This is a genomic window from Mangrovicoccus sp. HB161399 (genome assembly GCF_013184745.1).
Taxonomy (GTDB): Bacteria; Pseudomonadota; Alphaproteobacteria; order Rhodobacterales; family Rhodobacteraceae; genus Mangrovicoccus.
Window position 1 is genome coordinate 48764 of record NZ_JAATVU010000027.1, and the last position, 20326, is coordinate 69089.

Consider the following 20326-nt stretch of genomic DNA (forward strand, 5'->3'; position numbering starts at 1 on the left):
CCGATCAGGCCAGTTCGCCCAGTTCGGCGGCCAGCCCGGCGCGCACCGCGTCCTCGGTGCCGCGGGCCAGCTCCTTGCGGCCGGTGCCGGCCGCGGGAACCGCCGGATGCCAGATCACCCGCACCCGGCCGCGCCGCGGAGCCGACAGCAGCTGCAGCAAGTGCGGGCCCATGTCCATGTCGCCCCACCAGCCGTAGAAGCGCGGATCGGCGCCCTCGGGCGGATGGTAGGCCACGGTCAGCGGCTGCACCTTCAGCTCCGGCGCGGCGGCGTCGAGCGCGCCGAACATCGCGCTGCGGAACGGCACGACGCGCCGGCCGTCGGTGCTGGTCCCCTCGGGGAAGACCATCAGCCGGTGCCCGGCCCCGAGCCGCGCCTTCAGCATCGCCGCCTGGGCCGCCGAGGCCCGCGGATCGCGCGAGATGAACACCGTGCCCGTGGCCCGCGCCAGCAGGCCGATGCCGGGCCAGCCCGAGACCTCGGACTTGGCGACGAAATAGAGCGGGCCGAGCGCGTTCAGCACGAAGATGTCCGTCCAGGACACGTGGTTCGACACCAGCAGCCGCGCCTGCGGATCGGGACGCCCCTCCACCGAGAGCGGCAGCCCCAGCCCGCGGAGCGCGATCCGGCAGACGCCGACGGTGATCCAGGGCGTGACCGGCCGCGAGGACCGGCAGAGCGGTGCCTCAACGAGCCGCAGGAGCGCCGTCAGCAGCAGCCCAGTGGCAATGGCCAGGATGACGGGACCGCCCCTCAGCAGGACGCGCAGCCAGCCTGCGGCGCCTTCGGGCCGCGCGGTGACCGGCGGCGTGTCGGAATGCCAGGTGACGCCCGCCATCACAGCCCCTTGGTGTAGATCGCCCGCTGGCGCGCGTTCATCCGCGCGACGTCGAGCACGAGGAAGACGTCGGTGGTGTTGAACTCGCGGTCGACGAAGGCGCCGTCGCCGACATGGCCGCCGAGCCGGAGATAGGCCTTGATCAGCGCGGGCACTTCGCGCATCGCGGCGGGCTTGTCGATCTCAGCCTCCGGCATCCGGTCGAGCGTATGGTGGAACTGGGGCAGCGTGCGCACCCGCAGGTCCTCCGGCGCGAGGTGGCGGTGATGCAGCAGCGACAGCGGGGCGGCCAGCTGCTGCAGATCGGTGCCGTGGAAGCTGGCCGTGCCGAAGAGGATCTCGATCTCCTGCTCCAGCGTGTAGGCGGCCAGCTGGGTCCACAGATGGAACATCGCCGCCCCGCCGCGGTAGTCGCGGTGCAGGCAGGAGCGGCCGAGCTCCAGCAGCTTGCGGCCGGAGGATTTCAGCACCGACAGGTCGTATTCGCCGTCGCCGTAGAAGCCCCCGGTTTCCGCGATCCGCTCGCCCGGCAGCAGCCGGTAGACGCCGACGACCTGCTCTTCCGGCACAACGGAACGGGCGCGGTCGAAGACCAGCATGTGGTCGAAGACCGGGTCGAAGCGGTCGCGCTCCAGCCGCGCGGCGTGATCCACCATCGGCCCCGTTGCGCCCAGTTCCTCGGCGAAGACCTCGTAGCGCAGCCGCTGCGAGGCGCGCAGCTCCTCCTCGCTGCGCGCCAGGCGGACTTCGAAGTCCGGTGCAGCCTGCGCAGGTCTGGTTTCGGTCATGGCCATGGCCGCGGCCTCCCGCAAAATTACCACATTCGTCCCGCCCGGCCGGTCATACCTTGACGCGGCCGAACCAGTCTTCCTAAGCTTGTCACATGAAGCATTCCGGTCATCGCGGCGCAGCGTCAGGGCTCGATCTCGAGAACCAGCTCCACCGACGCCCCGTCGATTACAACCTTGCCCGCATGCTCGAAGTTAACGGTGATTTTACCATTTATGTTGGATTGAACCTGTCCGAGACCCCAGTCCGCGCGCGTGGGATGGCGGACCAGCATGCCCGGCTCGAGCAGCGAATTCATCATGGCCGGTCTCTCATAGGAAAGAGCGTGGAATGACGAAGAATGCACATGATCTGACCGCCTTGCTGGGTTCCCGGATCTGCCATGACCTGATCAGTCCGCTGGGCGCGATCGGCAATGGCCTTGAGCTGCTTTCCATGACCGGCGCGGGCGGCGCCGAGATGTCCCTGATCGCGGAAAGCGTCGCCAATGCCAATGCACGTGTCCGCTTCTACCGCATCGCCTACGGCGCGTCGAGCAGCGACCAGGCCATGGGCCGCACGGAAGTCAGCGGCATACTCGACGACATCACCCGCGGCGGCCGGGTGAAGATCGCCTGGAACTGCAGCGGGCCGGTCAGCCGCCCCGAGGCGAAGCTGGCCTTCCTGCTGATCCAGTGCCTGGAAACCGCGATGCCCTATGGCGGAGAAATCGTGGTGACCAGCCAGGACGGCACCTGGCGGATCCACGGGCTGGCGGAGAAGCTGAAGGTCATGCCCGAGCTGTGGGACCGGCTCACCAGCCCCTCGGCCGATCTCGACATCACGCCGGCACAGGTGCAGTTCGCCCTCGCCCCCGAAATGATGGACAGCCTCGGCCTGACGGCCGAGGTCCAGATCCGCGACCGCGACATCCTCGTTAGCTACTGACGGGGCCTGCCGCGGCGGTCCGTTCAGGCGCGGGTCGCGCCGTCGCCGGTCACGATGTACTTGAAGCTGGTCAGCTGGGTGGCACCGACCGGACCGCGGGCATGAAGCTTGCCGGTGGCGATGCCGATCTCGGCGCCCATGCCGAACTCGCCACCATCCGCGAACTGGGTGGAGACGTTGCGCATCAGGATCGCGCTGTCGAGCCGGGCGAAGAAGCGCTCGGCCACGGCGTCATCCTCGGTGATGATGCAGTCGGTATGGTTCGACCCGTAGGTGCGGATATGGGCGATCGCCTCGTCCACGCCCTCCACGATCCGGGCAGCGATGATCATGTCGAGGAATTCATTGCCGAAATCCCCGTCCTCGGCCGGAACCGTGCCCGGCACCGACTGCAGCACCGGATCGGCGCGCACTTCGACGCCCGCCGCGATCAGGTCCTCGACGAGCGCGGCGCCGTGCTCCTCGAAGAAGGCACGGTCGATCAGCAGGCATTCGGCGGCGCCGCAGATGCCGGTGCGCCGGGTCTTGGCGTTCAGCACGACCTTGCGGGCCTTCTCCGGATCGGCGGCCTGGTCGACATAGATGTGGCAGATGCCCTCCAGATGGGCGAAGACCGGCACCCGCGCCTCGCGCTGCACCAGCCCGACGAGGCCCTTGCCGCCGCGCGGCACGATCACGTCGATATGGTCGGTCATGCGCAGCATGGCGGTGACGGCCTCGCGGTCGCGCACCGGCACCAGCTGGATCGCGTCGATCGGCAGCTTGGCGGCGCGCAGCCCGGCCTGCAGGCAGGAATGGATCGCGCCCGAGCTGTGGAAGCTCTCCGAGCCGCCGCGCAGGATCACCGCGTTGCCCGATTTCAGGCAGAGCGCGCCGGCATCGGCGGTCACGTTGGGACGGCTTTCGTAGATCACGCCGATCACGCCGATCGGCGTGCGGACGCGCCGGATGTGGATGCCGGTCGGCTGGTCCCACTCGTCCATCACTTCGCCCACCGGGTCGGGCTGTGCGGCAACGGTGCGCAGCCCGTCGACGATGCCGCCGATGCGGGCCTCGTCCAGCTTGAGCCGGTCCATCATCGCCGGCGTCAGGCCCTTCTGGCGGCCGTATTCCAGGTCTTTCTCGTTGGCCTCGAGGATCTCTGCGCGGCGCTCCCAAACCGCATCTGCTGCGGCGTTCAGGGCTGCCTGCTTGCGTTCCGGACCGGCAACGGCCAGTTCCATTGCAGCTGCCCGCGCGCGCAGACCCATGGAAGCCAACAACTCGGAAACCGTTTCGAGATCCTTCATAACACCATATCGTCCCTGTGGATAAGCGCTGCCCTTCCCGAATAGCCCAGAATTTCGGCAATGTCACGAGATTGTCGTCCAGCAATCGCGCCGATCTCGGACGAAGTATACCTTGTAAGACCAACGCCCACACGGTTTCCGTCCGAGTCGCGGATGGTCACGGGCTCGCCCCTGCCGAAGCTGCCGGCGACGTTGCGGACGCCCGCGGGGAGCAGCGATTTGCCCCGTCCCAAAGCGGTTCGGGCGCCGGCGTCGATCACCACTTCGCCGCGCGGTTTCATCGCCAGAATCCACGCCTTGCGCGCGGTCGCAGGGTCGGTCTGCGCCTTGAACCAGGTGGAGGCGGCGCCGTCCTGCAGCGCGCGCAGCGGATTGTCGCGGGCGCCCAGCGTGATCGCCATGTCGCAGCCCGCCGCCGTCGCGGTGCGCGCGGCCATCAGCTTGGTGATCATGCCGCCCTTGGAGACGCCCGAGACGCCCTCCCCGGCCATCGCCTCGATTTCCGGAGTGATCTCCTCGACCACGTCGAAGCGCACCGCCGAGGGGTCGATCAGCGGATTCGCCGTGTAGAGCCCGTCGACATCGGAGAGCAACACCAGCTGGTCTGCCCCTGCCACGACGGCGACCTGCGCCGCCAGCCGGTCGTTGTCGCCGTAGCGGATCTCGTCGGTGGCGACGGTGTCGTTCTCGTTCACCACCGGCACCACGCCCAGCGTCAGCAGCTGGTTCAGGGTCGCGCGGCTGTTGAGATAGCGGCGGCGGTTCTCGCTGTCGGCCAGCGTCACCAGCACCTGGCCGGAATGCAGCCCGTGCGCCCAGAGTACTTCCTCGTAGGCACGCGCTAGCTGCACCTGCCCGACCGAAGCCGCTGCCTGGGCCTGTTCGAGCGGCAGTTCGCCGTCTGGAAGGCCCAGCACCCGGCGTCCCAGCGCAATCGACCCCGACGAGACCAGGACCACCTCGGTCCCGGTTCCGCGCAGCCAGGCCACATCCGCGGCCAGGGTTTCCAGCCAGTCCTTGCGCAGGCCTTTCGCCCGGTCGACCAGCAGGGCCGAACCGATCTTCACGACAAGGCGTCGTGCCCCTGTCAGGGTCGCCATTTTTCGGGTTCTTCCTTCGATTTCCGTTCCCGCAGCCGGTCATCGTCGATCTGCGCGCGCACGGCGCGCAGCACGTCCTGGAGCCCCTCGCCGGTCACCCCGGACATCGCGAAGACCGGCCCGCCGACCGCGTCGCGCAGTTCGGCAAGCTTCTCGGCACGCTCCTCGTCATCGAGCGAGTCGACCTTGTTCAGCGCGGTCACCCGTGGCTTGCGCGCCAGATCGCCGCCATACATCTCCAGTTCGGTGATGATGGTCTCGTAATCCTCGGCCACCGTCTCGGAGGTGCCGTCGATCAGGTGCAGCAGCACCGCGCAGCGTTCCACATGGCCGAGGAACAGATCCCCCAGGCCCCGGCCCTCGTGCGCGCCCTCGATCAGGCCGGGAATGTCGGCCATGACGAATTCCGCGTTGTCGATGCCGACGACGCCCAGGTTGGGGTGCAGCGTGGTGAAGGGATAGTCGGCGATCTTCGGACGCGCGTTCGAGGTCGCGGCCAGGAAGGTCGACTTGCCCGCATTCGGCAGGCCCAGAAGGCCGGCATCGGCGATCAGCTTCAGACGCAGCCAGATGGTGCGTTCGACCCCCGGCTGGCCCGGGTTGGCGTTGCGCGGCGCCTGGTTCGAGGAGGTCTTGAAATGCAGGTTGCCCCAGCCGCCGTTGCCGCCCTTGCACAGCACGACGCGCTGGCCCAGCTCGGTGAGGTCGGCAATCACCGTCTCCTCGTCTTCGTCGAGGATCTCGGTGCCCACCGGGACGCGCAGCACGATGTCGTCGCCCGACTTGCCGGTGCGCTGGCGGCCCATGCCGCCCTGGCCGTTCTGGGCGAAGAAATGCTGCTGGTAGCGGAAGTCGATCAGGGTGTTGAGCCCGTCCACCGCCTCGACGACCACGTCGCCGCCGCGGCCGCCGTCGCCGCCATCCGGACCGCCGTATTCCACGAATTTCTCGCGCCGAAACGAGACGGCCCCATTGCCGCCGGAGCCGGAACGCAGATAGACTTTTGCAAGATCGAGGAATTTCATCGGACAGCCTTGAAACGGAAGTTGCTGGGGCGATACTCCCTCCGCGGCGGAGTCTCAAGCCTCGGGAGCGGCATTTTCGCGCGGCCGGGCGACTCGTGCCGCGCGGCCGCAGGTTACAGCGGGACCGATCCCGGGGCCAGATCCGCAGGGCGCGCCTGCCAGGCGGCCGGGTCCAGTTCGAAGCAGCGGATCTCCACAGGTGTGCCCCAGTATTCGCTCCGCGCGACGTCGCAGCCGGTTTCCTGGAAGCCAAGCTTCGCCAGCACGCGCGCGGAGGCATCGTTGCCCAGATGGACATCCGCCCGGACCCGACCGCCGCCTTGGCGGAAATGCAGGCCGACCAGCGCATCCGCGGCCTCGGTCGCAATCCCCTGCCCCCAGGCCCCGGGCCGCAGCCAGTAGCCCAGCGGACCGGTCAGCGAGACCGAGCCCAGCGGCGCGCCGTCCCGTTCGATGATCCGGCGCATCGGCAGGGTCGCGCTCTGCGCCACCCAGTCGGCCGCGTCTTCGGGACGGTAGGGACAGGGCACGCCGCGCAGCCATCGATGCACCTCGGGGCGCGCGATCTCGGCGAGGATCCAGCCCTCGTCCCCGGGCCGCGCGGCACGCAGCACGAGCCGCCCGGTCCGGATCGGCGCACCCATGTCAGGCGGCGGGCTTCAGCCGCTTGAGGTAGGTCCAGGTCTGGACCATGCGGTTCTGGGCGACGCAGAAGGCCTCGGCATCGCCGATATATTCGAAGCCGGCATGCATCAGCACCCGCGCGCTCTGCGGGTTGCTCTGGAAGACCGAAGCATAGATGGTGTCGAGATCGAGCGGATTGGACTCCAGCAGCGTCTCCACCGCCTCGGACGCGTAGCCCGCGTTCCAGAAGGCGGGACCGACCCAATAGGTGACCTCGGCCTTGCCCGCATCGATCCGCTCCAGCGTGACGATGCCCAGAAGCTCGCTCAGACCCTCGCGGCTGCCGTCGAGAACCCAGACCTCCTCCGTCCGGGCCGGCGACATGGCGCGCGTGATGAAGGCCTCGGCCGCGCCGGGCGGCAGCGGATGCGGGATCGAGGTGGTCATGCTCGCCACACGCGCATCCCCGGCATAGAGCGCCCAGAGCCCCGCATCGGACGGCCGGACCGGCCGCAGGTCGAAGCGGGCCGCCCGGAGCACCCGCGGGGCGTCGAGAGTCGTTTGTTCCATCTTGTCCTCCCATCGGTCCGCGATGCGGACCGGGCGCCGGACCGGCCGGCGCAGTGCCCCCGCCGGAAATCTGGCGCAAGTCTGTTAACGCCCGGCTACCAAAAGCGAAGGGGACCGGCGTTTCCGCCGATCCCCCTGCCTGTCTCGTTGCCGGGTCCGGCTTACTCGGCGGCTTCCGCCACCGGAAGGACCGAAATGAAGGTCCGGCCCTTGAGGCCCTTGTGGAAGGTCACCTTGCCTTCGGCAGTCGCGAAGATGGTGTGATCCTTGCCGAGACCGACATTCTCGCCCGGCCACCACTGGGTGCCGCGCTGGCGCGCGATGATGTTGCCGGGGATGACGGCTTCGCCGCCGAATTTCTTGATGCCGAGGCGGCGGCCGATGGAGTCGCGACCGTTACGGGATGAACCGCCAGCTTTCTTGTGTGCCATGGGGAGGTACTCCTCGTGCTTCGGTTATTCCGCGGCGACGCCGGCGGGGATGATTTCGGTGATCTTCACCTGGGTCAGCTTCTGGCGGTGACCGCGGGTGCGCTTCGACGAGTGCTTACGACGGCGCTTGACGAAGGAGATGACCTTGTCCGCCTTGACCTGCTCGACGACTTCGGCCTTGACGACCGCGCCTTCGACGAGCGGCGCGCCGATCACCAGCTCATCGCCGCCGATCATGAGAACTTCGTTGAACTGGACGGTTTCGCCAGCGGAGGCGGTCAGCTTCTCGATGCGCAGAACGTCGCCGTTCTGGACCCGGTACTGCTTGCCGCCGGTCTTGAGGACCGCAAACATGTGTCTACCCTTTTTCGGTTTCGCGTCCATAGGTCCCGCAGAGCGGCGTTCATGCGTTTCCGCACCATCGGACGGCGTGCCTTACGGCTGTGAAATTCCCGCCAGGCTGACGGGAAGCCGCCTGATGCCGCAAAACACCCCCGATGTCAAGCGCGGGCCAGGGTCACAAATCCTCGGAGGTCATCATTCCTCCCAAGGCCTTGCCGGTCGCGTAGGAGGTCTCCAGGAACATCCTGTCGAAGGCCGAGAACAGCGCCGCGTTGAAGGCCTGCCCGGCACCGCTTTCGCTGAAGGCGATGTAGGCGTCGAGTTCGGCGGGGTCCAGCGGCGCATAGGCCAGCGCGGCGAAGGAGTAGACCCAGTCGGTGGTGGATTCGCGGATCTCGGGCTCCTGCGCCATCACATCGCCCAGCGGATCGCCCTGTCCGGCCGTGCCCATCCCTTCGCCCAGCCCGTCGAGGAAGGCGATGTTGGCATTGAGCGCCCCGGCCACGTTCGAATCGATCAGCCCGTTGACCTCGACGAAGCGGGCCACCTGGCCGTAGAACGGCGCGCCCTCGGCCTCGAGCTGCTCCACCCTGGCAAGGCTGGCCTCTTCCACCCCGTCCTCCAGCAGCGCGCGGCGGGCGGAAATCTCGAGCTCGACGATGCGCCCGCCCTGCGGCGAGGAGAAGAAGGCCAGCACCGCCTCCGCCTCCTCCGGATCCAGCCGGGCAGACACGGCGTCCATCAGCTGCGGCTCCCAGGCTGCGGGGCTGTTGATCGCATCGACGATGCGCGACCATCCGGCGCCGCCGCGGCCCTGCAGCATGGAGGCGTCGAGCTCCTCGCCATGGCGGCGGCTTTCCTCCGCCATGATGTCCAGGAGCTCGCCGATCCGCACGGCATCGAAGATGCCCCGGGCGGAGACGCCGGATTGGGCCCAGGCGAAGACGGGCAGAGCCGCGGCCAGAAGGGCGGTGGACAGCATGCGTCCGAACATGGGCGGGAACCTCCTGCAACTCCGCCCGAGGATAGGCCCGCGCGCCCCGGGGCGACAAGTTTTCAGGCAGGCGAATTTTCTGCTTCTTTCCCTCTTGCAGCTCCCGCGGCGTTTCTTTAAGCAGCCGCACACTGACTGGAGAGGTGCCGGAGTGGTCGAACGGGGCGGATTCGAAATCCGTTGACCCCCTCTGGGGGTCCCAGGGTTCGAATCCCTGTCTCTCCGCCAGTTAACCTCCTGATCTTCAGGACGAAACTGGAACGGTTCAGATGCGGGCGGCGGACGCAGGTCCTGCCGCCCGACTGCTTTTCAGCCCACCGCCGCGCGATAGAGATGCCAAGTTGCGTGGCCCAGGACCGGCAGCACCACGAGCAGCCCCAGGAACATCGGAACCATCGCCGCCAGGAGCGCCACCGCCACGATTCCCGCCCAGGCGAACATCGTGCGGGGATTCTTCTTCACCGCTTCCAGGCTGGTCAGGATCGCCGTGACGTAATCCACCTCGCGGTCGATCAGCATCGGCATGCCGAACACCGTCACCGCGAAGAGAAGCGCCGCCAGCGCGCCGCCGAGCGCCAGCTCCATCGCGATCAGCATCAGCCCGTTCATCGACAGGAACACCTCCCAGGAAGTGAAGACGTTGACCATCGTCATCTTGCCGAGGAACAGCGCGAAGAGCATGTGGGCCATGAAGATCCAGATTATGAAGATGCCCATCACCAGCACTGCCAGCGAGGGGATCTGCCGCCCGGTCTCGCGCCGCATCACGCCGAGCACCCCCGGCCAGTCGAGCGGCTCGCCCTGCTCCAGCCTGCGGCTGACCTCGTAGATGCCCACCGCCGCGAAGGGACCGATCAGCGGAAACCCGAAGGCCGCGAGGATGAGCCAGTAGCTCTGCCCGGTGATCTCGGTGACCGCGTACATCGCGATGCCGCCGAGCGCGTAGACCAGCCCGAAGAACAGGCCGAAGGCGGGCGCCGCCCTGAAATCGTCCCAGCCCCGGCCCAGGCACTGGCGCACCACCGGCCAGCTGACCGGCCTCAGCTCCGGCGCTCCGTGCGGCAGGGGTCCCCCCTGCATCTCCATGTGTGTCATGCATTACCTCCCGTTGATCCGTCCGCGCGGCGCTCAACCGTCTGTGCGGTTTTGCCACAGCGTTTGCGGGAATCGGCGCGCATGTCAAATGGTCTGCGACGCCCCGCCACATATAAATACCGGAATGCGTTACCCCCCGCGTCATGTTCATGGCTCAGGAAAGGGTGTAGACTCGCCTTGCTCCATTTCCGGATGCAAGCCCTTCAATTTCGGGAGGCAAAGCCATGAGCGTTGTCCAGACCTATTCGGCTATCGGCTACACGTCATTTTCCACGGTCTACGACGGCCTTTTTCCCCAATCCGTGACCTTGTCCTACATCGAAGGCGCGGACCTGCCGGACGACACGTCCACGGCGGCCACCATCGCGCCGGACAGCCCCGGATACGGCACCGTCGATCCCGGCGATGACTGGGACTGGTACGGCGTTTCCGTGGAATCCGGCTATCTCTACAGCTTCTTCCTGACCGGCGATGACGGCAGCGCGGCGCCGCTGGAGGACCCGTATCTCTATCTCTACGATTCCTCCGGCAGCTACCTGGCCGAGAACGACGACTGGGACGGGCTCGATTCCCGCGTCAGCTACGTGGCGGACTATACCGGGACGGTCTATGTCGCGGCCGGTTCCTTCTCGGACTATACTGGCGGGTACGTGCTCAGCATGGCCGACCCCGCGACGCCGCCCTCGGATGCCGACGACTTCATCGAGGGCACCGCGGGCGCCGACGAGCTCTACGGGCTCGGCGGCGATGACACGATCTACGGCTACCAGGATTCCGACTGGCTCGACGGCGGCGACGGCGCCGACGAGATCCATGGCGGCGCGGGCAGCGACACCATCCTTGGCGGCGCGCAATGGGACGTGATCGATGCGGGGCTCGGCAGCGACGACGTCTATGGCGGCTTCGGCTCGGACCTTGTCCATCTCGGCGACGGCGACGACTACTACGACGACACCTGGCAGGACGGCGCAAACGGCCGCGACACCGTCAATGGCGAGTCGGGCAGCGACTACATCTACACCGGCGGCGGCAATGACCTGATCTTCGGCGGCAGCGGCTTCGACCAGATCGATGGCGGCGACGGTGACGACCGGGTCCATGGCGGGCTGAACCGCGACATCGTCTATGCCGGATACGGCGACGACACGGTCTGGGGCGGCGGCGGCCGAGACCAGGTCTATCTGGACGAGGGCAACAACGTCTTCTGGGACGGCGGACAGATGGGCTGGCTCGGCGGCGACTATGTCGAGGCCGGGTCCGGCAAGGACGCGTTCCATATCGGCGGCGGCAATGACACCGTGATCGGCGGCGGCGGTGTCGACCGCTTCATCTTCGCCGAGGACAGCGAATACGACGAGATCTGGGATTTCGAGAACGGCACCGACCTGATAGATGTCTCCGCCTGGGGCGTGACCGGCTTCGAAGAGCTGACCGTCATCGGCGACGGCTGGGGCGGCGTCGAGATCTACCGGGCCTCGGACATGGCCGACGTGATCTACGCCACCGATTGGTGGAACGAGCTGTCGGCCTCCGATTTCGACGCGAGCGACTTCGTCTTCGCCGCCGCGTGATCCGGGGCGGACGCCCGGCGCCCGCCCACCTGGCCCGCCGCGCGGATGCGGCGGGCCCGTAGCCTGCCAGTTCCGAGTGCACCTGTTCAACGCATTGCGGAAGACCCGCGGAGGTCCGTCATGGCACGCAATTCCTTCACCCTCACAACCTTCCCCGTTCCGGAGACGTTCGATCTGCTGATCCCGGAACTGGCGGAAACCGCGGCAGCCCCGACCGGCGGCGACGACTTTCTCGAGGGCACCGACGCCGCCGACACCATTGACGGGCTCGCGGGAAACGACACGATCCTCGGCCTGGCCGGGGATGACGAGCTCGCCGGCGGCGCAGGCCGGGATTCCATTTCCGGCGGACCGGATGACGACCTGATCTCCGGCGGCGCCGAATGGGACACGATCGATGCCGGAGACGGCCATGACACGGTCAACGGCGGCTTCGGCGCGGATCTCGTCTACCTGGGGGTTGGCGCGGATTTCTACGAGGACACCGACCAGGACGGCGCCAACGGCCGCGACACCGTCTACGGCGGCGACAATCTCGACAACATCGACACCGGCGGCGGCAATGACTTGGTCCATGGCGGCGATGGCGACGACGTGATCTCCGGCGGCGACGGCAACGACCGGCTCTACGGCGACGACGGCATCGACCGCATATACGGCGGGGACGGCGACGACACCCTGTTCGGCGGCCTGGGGGTCGACGCGCTCTACGGCGGAGACGGCAATGACCGCATCTTCGGCGGCATGTATCAGGACAGCAGCCACGGCGGCGCGGGCAACGACACCGTATTTGGCAGCGGCGGCCCGGACATTGCCTATCTCGACGAGGGCGACGACCTGTTCCTAGACGGCCCGCAGACCGGGCGCCTGGGACGCGACATGGTCTATGGCGGCGACGGCGACGACACGATCGGGTTCGGCGGCGGCGACGACTTCGCCATCGGCGGCGCCGGAGCGGATCTGTTCATCGTGGCGGCAGAGAACGGCCACGACCAGATCTACGGCTGGGAAAGCGGCACCGACCGCATCGACATTTCCGCCTGGGGCGTGGCCGGGATCGATGACCTCGTCTTCTCGAAGCCCGACACCGACAACGTGTACCGCGTCAGCATCGACATCTACGCTGAGGGAGATCCGGAAAACAGCCTGAACATCCGCGTGGACAACGACTTCGACCTGACGGCGGAGTTCTTCTCGGCCGAAGACTTCATCTTCGCCTGAGGGACAGGCGCGGGCCGGGCGCGGGGCCGTTCAGGCCCCCGCCTCACTCTTCGCCGCCGCCGTCCTCTGCCTCGATGCGTCCGCGGAAGCCGGTGGCGACCACGAATTTCTCGGAGCTGTCGGACCGGCTGGCCGACGGCTTCACATGGGCGACCTTGTCGAAGCGCTTCTTCAGGATGGACTGGAGCCCCTGCTCCGCCCCGCCTGCCAGCACCTTCGCCACGAAGGTTCCGCCCGGCGTCAGCACATCGAAGGCCAGCTCCGCCGCGGCCTCGACCAGCGCGATGATGCGCAGGTGGTCGGTCTGCTTGTGGCCCGAGCTCGCCGCGGCCATGTCGGACATGACGACATCCGCCTCGCCGCCGAGCCACTCCTTGACCAGGTCGTCCGCGCCCTCGGACAGGAAATCGAGCTGGTGGATATCGGCGCCCGCGATCGGCTCGACCTCCTGCAGGTCGACGCCCAGAACGGTGCCGATGCGCTTGCCCGACTTCTCGCCGAGCGCGTTCACCCGCTGCACGGCCACCTGGCACCAGCCGCCCGGGGCGCAGCCCAGATCGACCACGCGCGCGCCGGGAACGAGAAACCGGTACTTGTCGTCAAGCTCCGAGATCTTGTAGGCGGCGCGGCCGCGGAAGCCCTCGCGCCGCGCGCGCTGGACATAGGGATCGTTGAGCTGCCGCTCCAGCCAGAGCGTGGAGCTCAGCTTGCGCCCCCGCGCCGTCTTCACCTTCACCCGCAGCTCGCGCTGTCCGCGTCCGCTGCTTCCCGGTTTCTTTGCCACGTTCGGTCCTCAGATCGTCTTGCCGGCCGCAAGCGCCGGCTTCGGCGTCGCAGGCTCCATCACGCCATCGGCGCGCATCTGCGCGTAAAGCAGCCCCTCGCGCAACCCCCGATCGGCCGCCAGCAGGTGATCGGTGGGCCAGGTGCGCAGCAGGGCCTGCAGGATTGCGACGCCCGGCATGATCAGCGTGTGCCGGTCGCGGCCGATCCGCGGGTCGCATCTGCGCCCCTCCGGCCCCAGCGACAGGTATTCGCGGATCACACCGTTGATCTGGTCCGAGGTCATGTCGAGCCCGTCGACCAGCCCGCGGTCGTAGCGCTTCAGCCCCAGGAAGGAGGCCGCGACCGTGGTGATCGTGCCGGAGGTGCCGACGATCTGGAATCCCTTGCGGTCATGGGGGCGGCCATAGGGGATGAAATCCTGCAGATGCTCCTCGAAATGGCAGGACATCAGGGCGAAGCAGCCGCAATCGTCCTCCACGTCGATGAACTGGTCTCGCAGAGTCGCGACGCCCAGCGGCACCGAGATCCAGTCGACCACCCGCACCTGCCCCGTGTCCGAGGTCAGCGAGCCGCCGTGCATGTCGAGTATCGCATCGCGGCGGCGCACCGGCGCCACCTCGGACAGGTCAAGCCAGACGAGCTCGGTCGAGCCGCCGCCGATATCGACCACCAGGAGCTGCTCGGTCTCGGGATTGACCAGCGGCGCGCAGGAGATCACGGCCAGCCGCGCCTCCTCCTCGGCGGAGATCACGTCGAGGCAGAGCCCCGTCTCGCGCCGGACGGTCTCAATGAAGGATTTCGAGTTCGAGGCCCGGCGGCAGGCCTCGGTCGCGACCAGCCGCATCCGGCGGACGTTGTGCTGGTTCAGCTTCCTGCGGCAGATCCGCAGCGCGTTGATGGTGCGCTGGATGGCCGGACGGGACAGCCGTCCGCTCCCTTCGAGGCCGATGCCGAGCTGCACCGCCTTGGAAAAGCTGTCGATGACGTCCAGTCCGCCGAGCCGCGGCTGGGCAAGTAGCATGCGGCAACTGTTTGTTCCCAGGTCGAGGGCCGCATAGACCTCGTCCCGGTTGTCATGGGGAACCGGTGGCGCCGCTGACCTGCGCGCCAGCCCGGAAACCCCGGTCGGCTTGGGCGGCATCATTGCCTCCGATGTCATAAGTTGGTCACGAATCTAGTCGCCAACTGGTCACGTTGCAAGCATGCAACGGGTCAACTGTCGTGTTATCGGCTGTTTTCGCTCCGGAAACCGGGGCCGCGGGCACTTGCCTATTCCTCGCGCTCGGTCGTGAAGGCCAGCGGATAGCCCTGTTCGCGCCCCATCTCGGTCCCGGCCAGCGCCTTGGTCTCGGCCACTTCGCGGGTGAAGACCGCAACCACCGCGGCACCGCGCCGATGCGCGGCCATCATCACTGCCAGCGCCTCGGATTCGGTCATCCGGAACACCGCCATCAGCACGCAGGTGACGAAGTCCCGCGGCGTGAAGTCGTCATTCAGCAGGATCACCTTGTAGAGCTTCGGCCGCTCGGCCTTGGCCTTAGGCTTCGCCTTGGCCAGAAATTCGGTCTCTTCCATCTTCGGGGTCTCCCGGCATGGCAGAACAGTCCCCTTTCTATCACGGCAGCCGCTTCCGATCCAGTGACGCCGCCGCGGGCGGGCCGGTCAGGAATGCTCCTCGGCCGCCGTTGCCGCCAGCGCCCGGGAATAGGCCTTGAGCGCGTCGAGATGGTGCAGCGCGCCGACCAGTTCCGGCTCGCCCGACGCATCGGCGCGGATCACCGGCAGGACAACGGTCTCGCTCGCCTCGAACAGCGGCATGGCGCGGTTGAGGGTCTCGCCGCGGTCCACGGCAATGCCGCGCGCCAGCAGTTCCTCCAGCGCCTCGCGGGGCGGCGCGTTCGGGCTGCCCATCGGGCGCATCACCGAGGACACCCGGAACATGGCGAGGATGTATTGCTGCGGCCCCCCGGCCAGCCGGATCCCGCGGCGTTCGAGCTGGGTGAGGAAGAAGGAGCGCGACACCATGCGGCTGGCCAGCGCCGAAGACAGCGACACCGAAGTCATCACCGCGATCCCGACCTGCCAGTCGCCGGTCAGCTCGAAGACGATCAGCGTGGTGGAGATCGGCGCGCCCAGAACCGCGGCGGCGACCGCGCCGGTGCCCGCCAGCGCATAGACCACCTCGCTGCCCGAGACATTGGGGAAGACGGCCGTGGCGATATGGCCGAAGGCCAGCCCGGTCAGCGCCCCCATCATCAGCGAGGGGGAAAACACCCCGCCGCCCATGCGCCCCGCGAAGGTGATCGACACCGCCGCCGCCTTGACCAGCGCGAAGGCCACCGCCGTGCCGAGCGCCAGCTGCCCGGTCAGCGCCGCAGCCGTGGTCTCGTAGCCGACGCCGATGATGTGCGGGAACCAGATCGCGATCGCGCCCAGCATCGCCCCCGACACGCCGGGACGCAGCCAGCGGGGCATTCGCGTGACGTCCTGGACCCTGCCCGCGACGCCCTCGGCGAAGAAGATCGACTTCATCAGCGCAACCGCCACCAGCCCGCTGACCAGCCCCAGCAGCAGGAAGGCCGGCAGTTCCTCGTAGAAGTTCAGCACGCCCGGCTCGGGCAGGCGGAACTCGGTGACATTGCCGTATTCCAGCCGGTTGACCACCGTTCCAGCCACCGAGGCGATGGCGATCGGCGCGAAGGCATGGACCGCGAAATGGCGCAGCACGACTTCAAGCGCGAAGAGCGCGCCCGCGATCGGCGCGTTGAAGCTGGCCGAGACCGCCGCCGCGACCGCACAGCCCAGCAGGTCCCGCCCGGTGATGCCGTCGGCCTTGAGCCGCGCCGAAACCCAGGTGGAAATCGTGCCGGCGAGGTGGACGACCGGCCCCTCGCGGCCGGCGGAGCCGCCGGTGCACAGCGTGATCAGCGAGGCGAATGCCGAGGCGATGCCCGCGCGGATCTCCACCCGCCCGTCGCGCAGCGCGGCGCCCTCGATCACGTCGGCGACCGAGCGGACCCGCCCGTCCGGGGTGAACCGGTGCAGGATCTGCCCGACGACGAGCCCGCCCAGGATCGGCACGATCAGCAGCCAGTACCAGGGCAGCTCGCGCGCCGCGCTGTGCAGGTGGATGTCGGAAGTGGTGTAGACGATGGTCTGGAGCTGCTCGATTCCCTTGCGGAAGGCCAGCGTGGCCAGGCCCGAGACGGTGCCGACGATCAGCGCGATGAACCAGAACTGGACGCGGTCGGGCCCGCGGTGGCGGACGACGTACCAGCCGTCGCGCCAGGCGCTGGCGACATCCTCCAGCTGATCGTGAAGGAATCCGTGCCGCCCGCCCAAGGTCTTTCTCCGCATCAAGTGTCCGCATCTGCCGTGCCAAGCGAACCCGAGCCGGGGTCCGGTGTAAAGGGCTCGGTCTGTCGCGGAACCGTCCTTGCCCTGCCGCCCCTTGCCGCGGGCTGCGCTAGGCGTTCAGCCCCGGAGGTCCCTTCGGCGGCCTCCGCGCTGCAGCCGCATCGTCCTTTGCCACCCGGTGGAGCATGCCGCTCACCAGCTTTTCCGAGAATCCCGCGAGGAAGCACCAGACCATCAGCTTCGCCAGATCGATATTGGGCACCAGGCCGCGCGCGAATGGAGAGCTGTATTTCGCCGCGTCGAACACCTGCCCGCGCAGCGCCGTCACGACGGAGTCCACCTGGACGTCCGAAAGCCCGGCCCCGGCACCCAGCAGCGGCGCGGCATCCTTTATCACCTTGCTGAGCGCCGCCTGCAGGGTCGACTGGTCCACGCCGGCGGGCAGGCCCTCGTTCCGCACGGCATCGAAGCCGATGAACTCGAGATCGGGAAACAGGCTGCCGTCCAGAACGCCGGCCTTGAAGAGGAAATACAGGATCACCGCGGCAATCACGCCGACAGCATGGCGCACCGCGAGAATGCCGAGGCTCCCCTGCAGGCGCGCCGCCGCGAGCGTGAGCCTCTCGAACCCGTCAGTCGACGCCGTCAGGCGGCTGAAGGACGCGCCCAGCAGCCCGGCCGCGGCGGCGACGAACAGGCCGGTGAAGGACCGGCTCCCGGAAAACGAGGCAAAGAAGGTGACCTGGATGTAGTCCGAACCGAACAGCGCGAGTATGAAGACCGTCAGCGTCATGAAGGAGGCAACGATCACCCGGCGCGAGTAGCGCATGCCGATGGCCCGCTTGATGTGCTTCTCGAAGCTCTCCCATTGGAACCGCGCCATGAGGCGGATGATGTAGCGGCGCGCGCGGTCGACCTCGGCATCGCCGCAGGCGCTCTCGCCCAGTTTCGCGCACAGTGCCGCCATCTCCTTGGGAACGTCGCAGTCCTCGCCGAACACCCGCTTGTACTGGGCCTTTGCCCAGGCGAGCTCGTCGCAGAGTTCCGGACCGCTCTTCAGCATGACGAGAAGCAGCTCCGCCTCGTGCCCGGCCACCCAGTCGAATCCGGCGGGCAGCTGCTCCGGCGCCTCGGCCAGTTCCAGCTTGCCGTCCGGCCCGGTGCGCGGGCTGACCTGCAGGAGGCTGCACACTTGCCGGAAGATGCCCTCCTCGGCCCTGCGCGCGCTTTCGCTGACGCAGCGCAGCGTCACGAGGAGATTCGCGTAGTAGAGGACGAGCATCTCGGGATTGTGGAGATGCGGCTTGAGATAGCCGACGGCGAGGCGGCCCCTGCGTTTCGCCTGTTTCTTCTCGGCAGTCGTCATCTGCGATGTCCTCGGGCTGGCCATCTGCCTGCGGGCGGGCGGGACAATCTTACCTTGCGTCAAAAACTACCACATATCGGCGGATGGCTACCTTTTTAGTTAATTGCAAGCTTTTTCAGGTGACCGGTCCAAGCCACCGATGTAAGGTAGTCACATAAGCAGAGCAGTGGCGGTCCGAAGAGACTGCGGAAAACATACAGGCAGATAGAGATATGACTCTGAATCTCGTGATGCCCGACCAGGACGAGCTGAAGCCGAAGATAACGGTGTTCGGCGTTGGTGGGGCTGGCGGCAACGCCGTCAACAACATGATCGAAAAGCAGCTCGAAGGCGTGGATTTCGTCGTTGCCAACACGGACGCCCAGGCGCTTGCCCAGAGCCGTGCGGCCGCGAAGGTCCAGATGGGCGTGCGGGTGACCGAGGGTCTCGGTGCCGGGGCGCGTCCCGCCGTCGGCGCAGCCGCTGCCGAGGAAACGATCGAGGAGATCGTCGACCATCTCGTGGGCAGCCACATGTGCTTCATCACCGCCGGCATGGGCGGCGGCACCGGCACCGGCGCTGCGCCGATCATCGCCCAGGCCGCGCGCGAGCTCGGCGTCCTGACCGTCGGCGTGGTCACCAAGCCCTTCCAGTTCGAAGGTTCCAAGCGGATGCGCAAGGCCGAGGAGGGCGTCGAAGCGCTCCAGAAGGTCGTCGACACGCTGATCATCATCCCCAACCAGAACCTGTTCCGGCTGGCCAACGAGAAGACCACCTTCACCGAGGCCTTCTCGCTGGCCGACAACGTGCTCTACCAGGGCGTGAAGGGCATCTCCGACCTGATGGTGCGCCCGGGCCTGATCAACCTCGACTTCGCCGACGTCCGCTCGGTGATGGACGAGATGGGCAAGGCGATGATGGGAACCGGCGAAGCCACCGGCGAAGACCGCGCGATCCAGGCGGCCGAGAAGGCAATCGCCAACCCGCTGCTCGACGAGATCAGCCTCAAGGGCGCCAAGGGCGTGCTGATCAACATCACCGGCAGCTCCGACATGACCCTGTTCGAGCTCGACGAGGCGGCGAACCGGATCCGCGAGGAAGTCGATCCCGACGCGAACATCATTGTGGGCTCGACCATGGACGACACGCTGGACGGCGCGATGCGCGTCTCGGTAGTCGCCACCGGTATCGACGCGGTCGCCAAGACCGAGGAAGTCCCGCTGCCGCGCCGCCGCATGGCAGAGCCGCTGACCCATCACGTCACGGCCGAGCATGACGCCGAACAGGCCCCGGCTGCCGCCTCCGACGTGCCGCCGGCCGCTGCGATGGTCCGTGACGAGCCGACCCTGTTCCAGGATCTGGAACCGCAGGCCCCGGCAAGCCAGGTGATCGACGAAGACGACCTGCCGCCGCCGGCCTACGACCCCGAGCGCGGAGCGCCTGCCGCCGCCGGCCGCCCCGCCCCGGGCACGCCGACCCCCGAAGCGCTGGCCCGGCTCCATGCCGCGGTGCGCAAGGACCCGGCCGCAGCACCGGAAGCCCGCCCTGCCGCGCCGCAGCCCGCGGCACATGCGGACAAGTCGCGCTTCGGCATCAACTCGCTGATCAACCGGATGACCGGCCATGGCGGCGACCACGGCCGTCCGGCCACGGCAGCCGGTCCCAAGCTGGTCGCCGACGAGGCGCTCGAAGCGGATGACGAACTCGACCGCATCGAGATCCCGGCCTTCCTGCGCCGCCAGGCCAACTGACGCCGCGGAGCTGAACGGACAAGACTGCAAGGGTCGGCCGAAAGGCCGGCCCTTCGCGTTTGCAGGATGGGCCGTCCCCTGCCCCGTCTCCCCTGCAGCGAACCGGCACGGGCTCCATTGCGCATGCGCCCTGCAATGGCAGCGGCCAAGGCTTCGGAGCAAGTCCACTGCAACGCGACGGAACGGCGCTTCGCGCGGCATGCGCCGCAGCGGAAACGCAAAACGGCCGGGCAGCTGCCCGGCCGTTCCGATCCGCCTTCGGGAATTGTGA

Annotated in this window: 20 protein-coding genes, 1 tRNA gene and 1 pseudogene; 5 read left to right on the forward strand and 17 right to left on the reverse strand. The window is 67.8% G+C overall.

Annotated elements, in window-relative coordinates; translation table 11 throughout:
- Nucleotides 1-4: 4 nt before the first annotated feature.
- The 3 genes from HCC78_RS16230 to HCC78_RS16240 all read right to left on the reverse strand — a co-directional run bounded on the left by HCC78_RS16230 (nt 5) and on the right by HCC78_RS16240 (nt 1925).
- Nucleotides 5-838, reverse strand: coding sequence for a 1-acyl-sn-glycerol-3-phosphate acyltransferase (locus tag HCC78_RS16230; RefSeq protein WP_172329835.1), 834 nt, complete (start codon nt 836-838; stop codon nt 5-7).
- Entirely contained in the window at nt 838-1632 is a 795-nt protein-coding gene (locus HCC78_RS16235; protein WP_253949205.1) for a GNAT family N-acetyltransferase, read from the reverse strand. Before HCC78_RS16235 ends, HCC78_RS16230 begins: the two co-directional genes overlap by 1 nt.
- A 119-nt stretch (nt 1633-1751) precedes the next feature.
- Nucleotides 1752-1925 carry a DUF3553 domain-containing protein gene (locus HCC78_RS16240; protein WP_172329871.1) on the reverse strand — a complete coding sequence of 58 codons (174 nt, stop codon included), beginning with the start codon at nt 1923-1925 and terminating at the stop codon, nt 1752-1754.
- Between the two features lie 32 nt (nt 1926-1957).
- Here HCC78_RS16240 and HCC78_RS16245 point away from each other — a divergent pair, with 32 nt between their 5' ends.
- Nucleotides 1958-2554: a histidine phosphotransferase family protein gene (locus HCC78_RS16245; RefSeq protein WP_172329836.1), complete on the forward strand. Its 597-nt coding sequence runs from the start codon at nt 1958-1960 to the stop codon at nt 2552-2554.
- Nucleotides 2555-2577: 23 nt separating this feature from the next.
- On the opposite strand, the gene HCC78_RS16250 is transcribed toward HCC78_RS16245, so the two are convergent.
- From HCC78_RS16250 to HCC78_RS16285, 8 genes and pseudogenes are all read right to left on the reverse strand, one after another.
- Entirely contained in the window at nt 2578-3843 is a 1266-nt protein-coding gene (locus tag HCC78_RS16250; protein WP_172329837.1) for a glutamate-5-semialdehyde dehydrogenase, read from the reverse strand.
- The gene (proB, locus tag HCC78_RS16255; RefSeq protein ID WP_172329838.1) at nt 3840-4943 is read right to left on the reverse strand and encodes a glutamate 5-kinase; all 1104 of its coding nucleotides are present in this window, start codon (nt 4941-4943) and stop codon (nt 3840-3842) included. The genes HCC78_RS16250 and proB overlap by 4 nt, the downstream gene beginning before the upstream one ends.
- Nucleotides 4931-5968 carry a GTPase ObgE gene (gene obgE / locus HCC78_RS16260; RefSeq protein WP_172329839.1) on the reverse strand — a complete coding sequence of 346 codons (1038 nt, stop codon included), beginning with the start codon at nt 5966-5968 and terminating at the stop codon, nt 4931-4933. Before obgE ends, proB begins: the two co-directional genes overlap by 13 nt.
- Nucleotides 5969-6081: 113 nt before the next feature.
- Nucleotides 6082-6612 (reverse strand): GNAT family N-acetyltransferase, encoded by a 531-nt coding sequence (locus tag HCC78_RS16265; protein ID WP_172329840.1) that lies wholly within the window; start codon nt 6610-6612, stop codon nt 6082-6084.
- A 1-nt stretch (nt 6613) separates the two neighbouring features.
- Nucleotides 6614-7162: a GNAT family N-acetyltransferase gene (locus HCC78_RS16270; RefSeq protein WP_172329841.1), complete on the reverse strand. Its 549-nt coding sequence runs from the start codon at nt 7160-7162 to the stop codon at nt 6614-6616.
- A 161-nt stretch (nt 7163-7323) separates the two neighbouring features.
- Nucleotides 7324-7593, reverse strand: a complete 270-nt coding sequence (gene rpmA, locus HCC78_RS16275; RefSeq protein WP_172329842.1) for a 50S ribosomal protein L27 — start codon at nt 7591-7593, stop codon at nt 7324-7326.
- A 39-nt stretch (nt 7594-7632) separates the two neighbouring features.
- A pseudogene (gene rplU / locus HCC78_RS16280) lies at nt 7633-7947 on the reverse strand (50S ribosomal protein L21); the annotation flags it as partial.
- Nucleotides 7948-8110: 163 nt separating this feature from the next.
- Nucleotides 8111-8929 (reverse strand): DUF2059 domain-containing protein, encoded by an 819-nt coding sequence (locus HCC78_RS16285; RefSeq protein WP_172329844.1) that lies wholly within the window; start codon nt 8927-8929, stop codon nt 8111-8113.
- 137 nt (nt 8930-9066) lie between these two features.
- Between HCC78_RS16285 and HCC78_RS16290 the strand changes: the two genes are divergently transcribed.
- Nucleotides 9067-9157, forward strand: a tRNA-Ser gene (locus HCC78_RS16290).
- An 81-nt stretch (nt 9158-9238) separates the two neighbouring features.
- Here the strand turns inward: HCC78_RS16290 and HCC78_RS16295 are convergent.
- Nucleotides 9239-10024 carry a DUF2189 domain-containing protein gene (locus tag HCC78_RS16295; RefSeq protein WP_253949206.1) on the reverse strand — a complete coding sequence of 262 codons (786 nt, stop codon included), beginning with the start codon at nt 10022-10024 and terminating at the stop codon, nt 9239-9241.
- 224 nt (nt 10025-10248) lie between these two features.
- On the opposite strand from HCC78_RS16295, the gene HCC78_RS16300 reads away from it, so the two are divergent.
- Complete coding sequence (locus tag HCC78_RS16300) at nt 10249-11595, forward strand: calcium-binding protein (protein ID WP_172329845.1); 1347 nt, start codon at nt 10249-10251, stop codon at nt 11593-11595.
- A 120-nt stretch (nt 11596-11715) separates the two neighbouring features.
- Nucleotides 11716-12816, forward strand: a complete 1101-nt coding sequence (locus HCC78_RS16305) for a calcium-binding protein (RefSeq protein WP_172329846.1) — start codon at nt 11716-11718, stop codon at nt 12814-12816.
- Between the two features lie 43 nt (nt 12817-12859).
- Here the strand turns inward: HCC78_RS16305 and HCC78_RS16310 are convergent, their stop codons facing one another.
- The 5 genes from HCC78_RS16310 to HCC78_RS16330 form a co-directional block, all read right to left on the reverse strand.
- Nucleotides 12860-13600, reverse strand: a complete 741-nt coding sequence (locus tag HCC78_RS16310) for an RlmE family RNA methyltransferase (protein ID WP_172329847.1) — start codon at nt 13598-13600, stop codon at nt 12860-12862.
- Between the two features lie 9 nt (nt 13601-13609).
- Entirely contained in the window at nt 13610-14746 is a 1137-nt protein-coding gene (locus HCC78_RS16315; RefSeq protein WP_371743846.1) for a Ppx/GppA phosphatase family protein, read from the reverse strand.
- A 125-nt stretch (nt 14747-14871) separates the two neighbouring features.
- Nucleotides 14872-15177, reverse strand: coding sequence for an ATP-dependent Clp protease adaptor ClpS (locus HCC78_RS16320; protein WP_172329849.1), 306 nt, complete (start codon nt 15175-15177; stop codon nt 14872-14874).
- A gap of 87 nt (nt 15178-15264) precedes the next feature.
- On the reverse strand, nt 15265-16959 hold the full coding sequence (locus tag HCC78_RS16325) for a chloride channel protein (RefSeq protein WP_172329850.1): 1695 nt from the start codon (nt 16957-16959) through the stop codon (nt 15265-15267).
- Nucleotides 16960-17068: 109 nt separating this feature from the next.
- A complete protein-coding gene (locus HCC78_RS16330) occupies nt 17069-18325 on the reverse strand; it encodes a hypothetical protein (protein ID WP_172329851.1) in 1257 nt (418 codons plus the stop codon).
- Nucleotides 18326-18537: 212 nt separating this feature from the next.
- Between HCC78_RS16330 and ftsZ the strand changes: the two genes are divergently transcribed.
- Nucleotides 18538-20055, forward strand: a complete 1518-nt coding sequence (ftsZ, locus tag HCC78_RS16335; protein ID WP_172329852.1) for a cell division protein FtsZ — start codon at nt 18538-18540, stop codon at nt 20053-20055.
- Nucleotides 20056-20326: the final 271 nt, after the last annotated feature.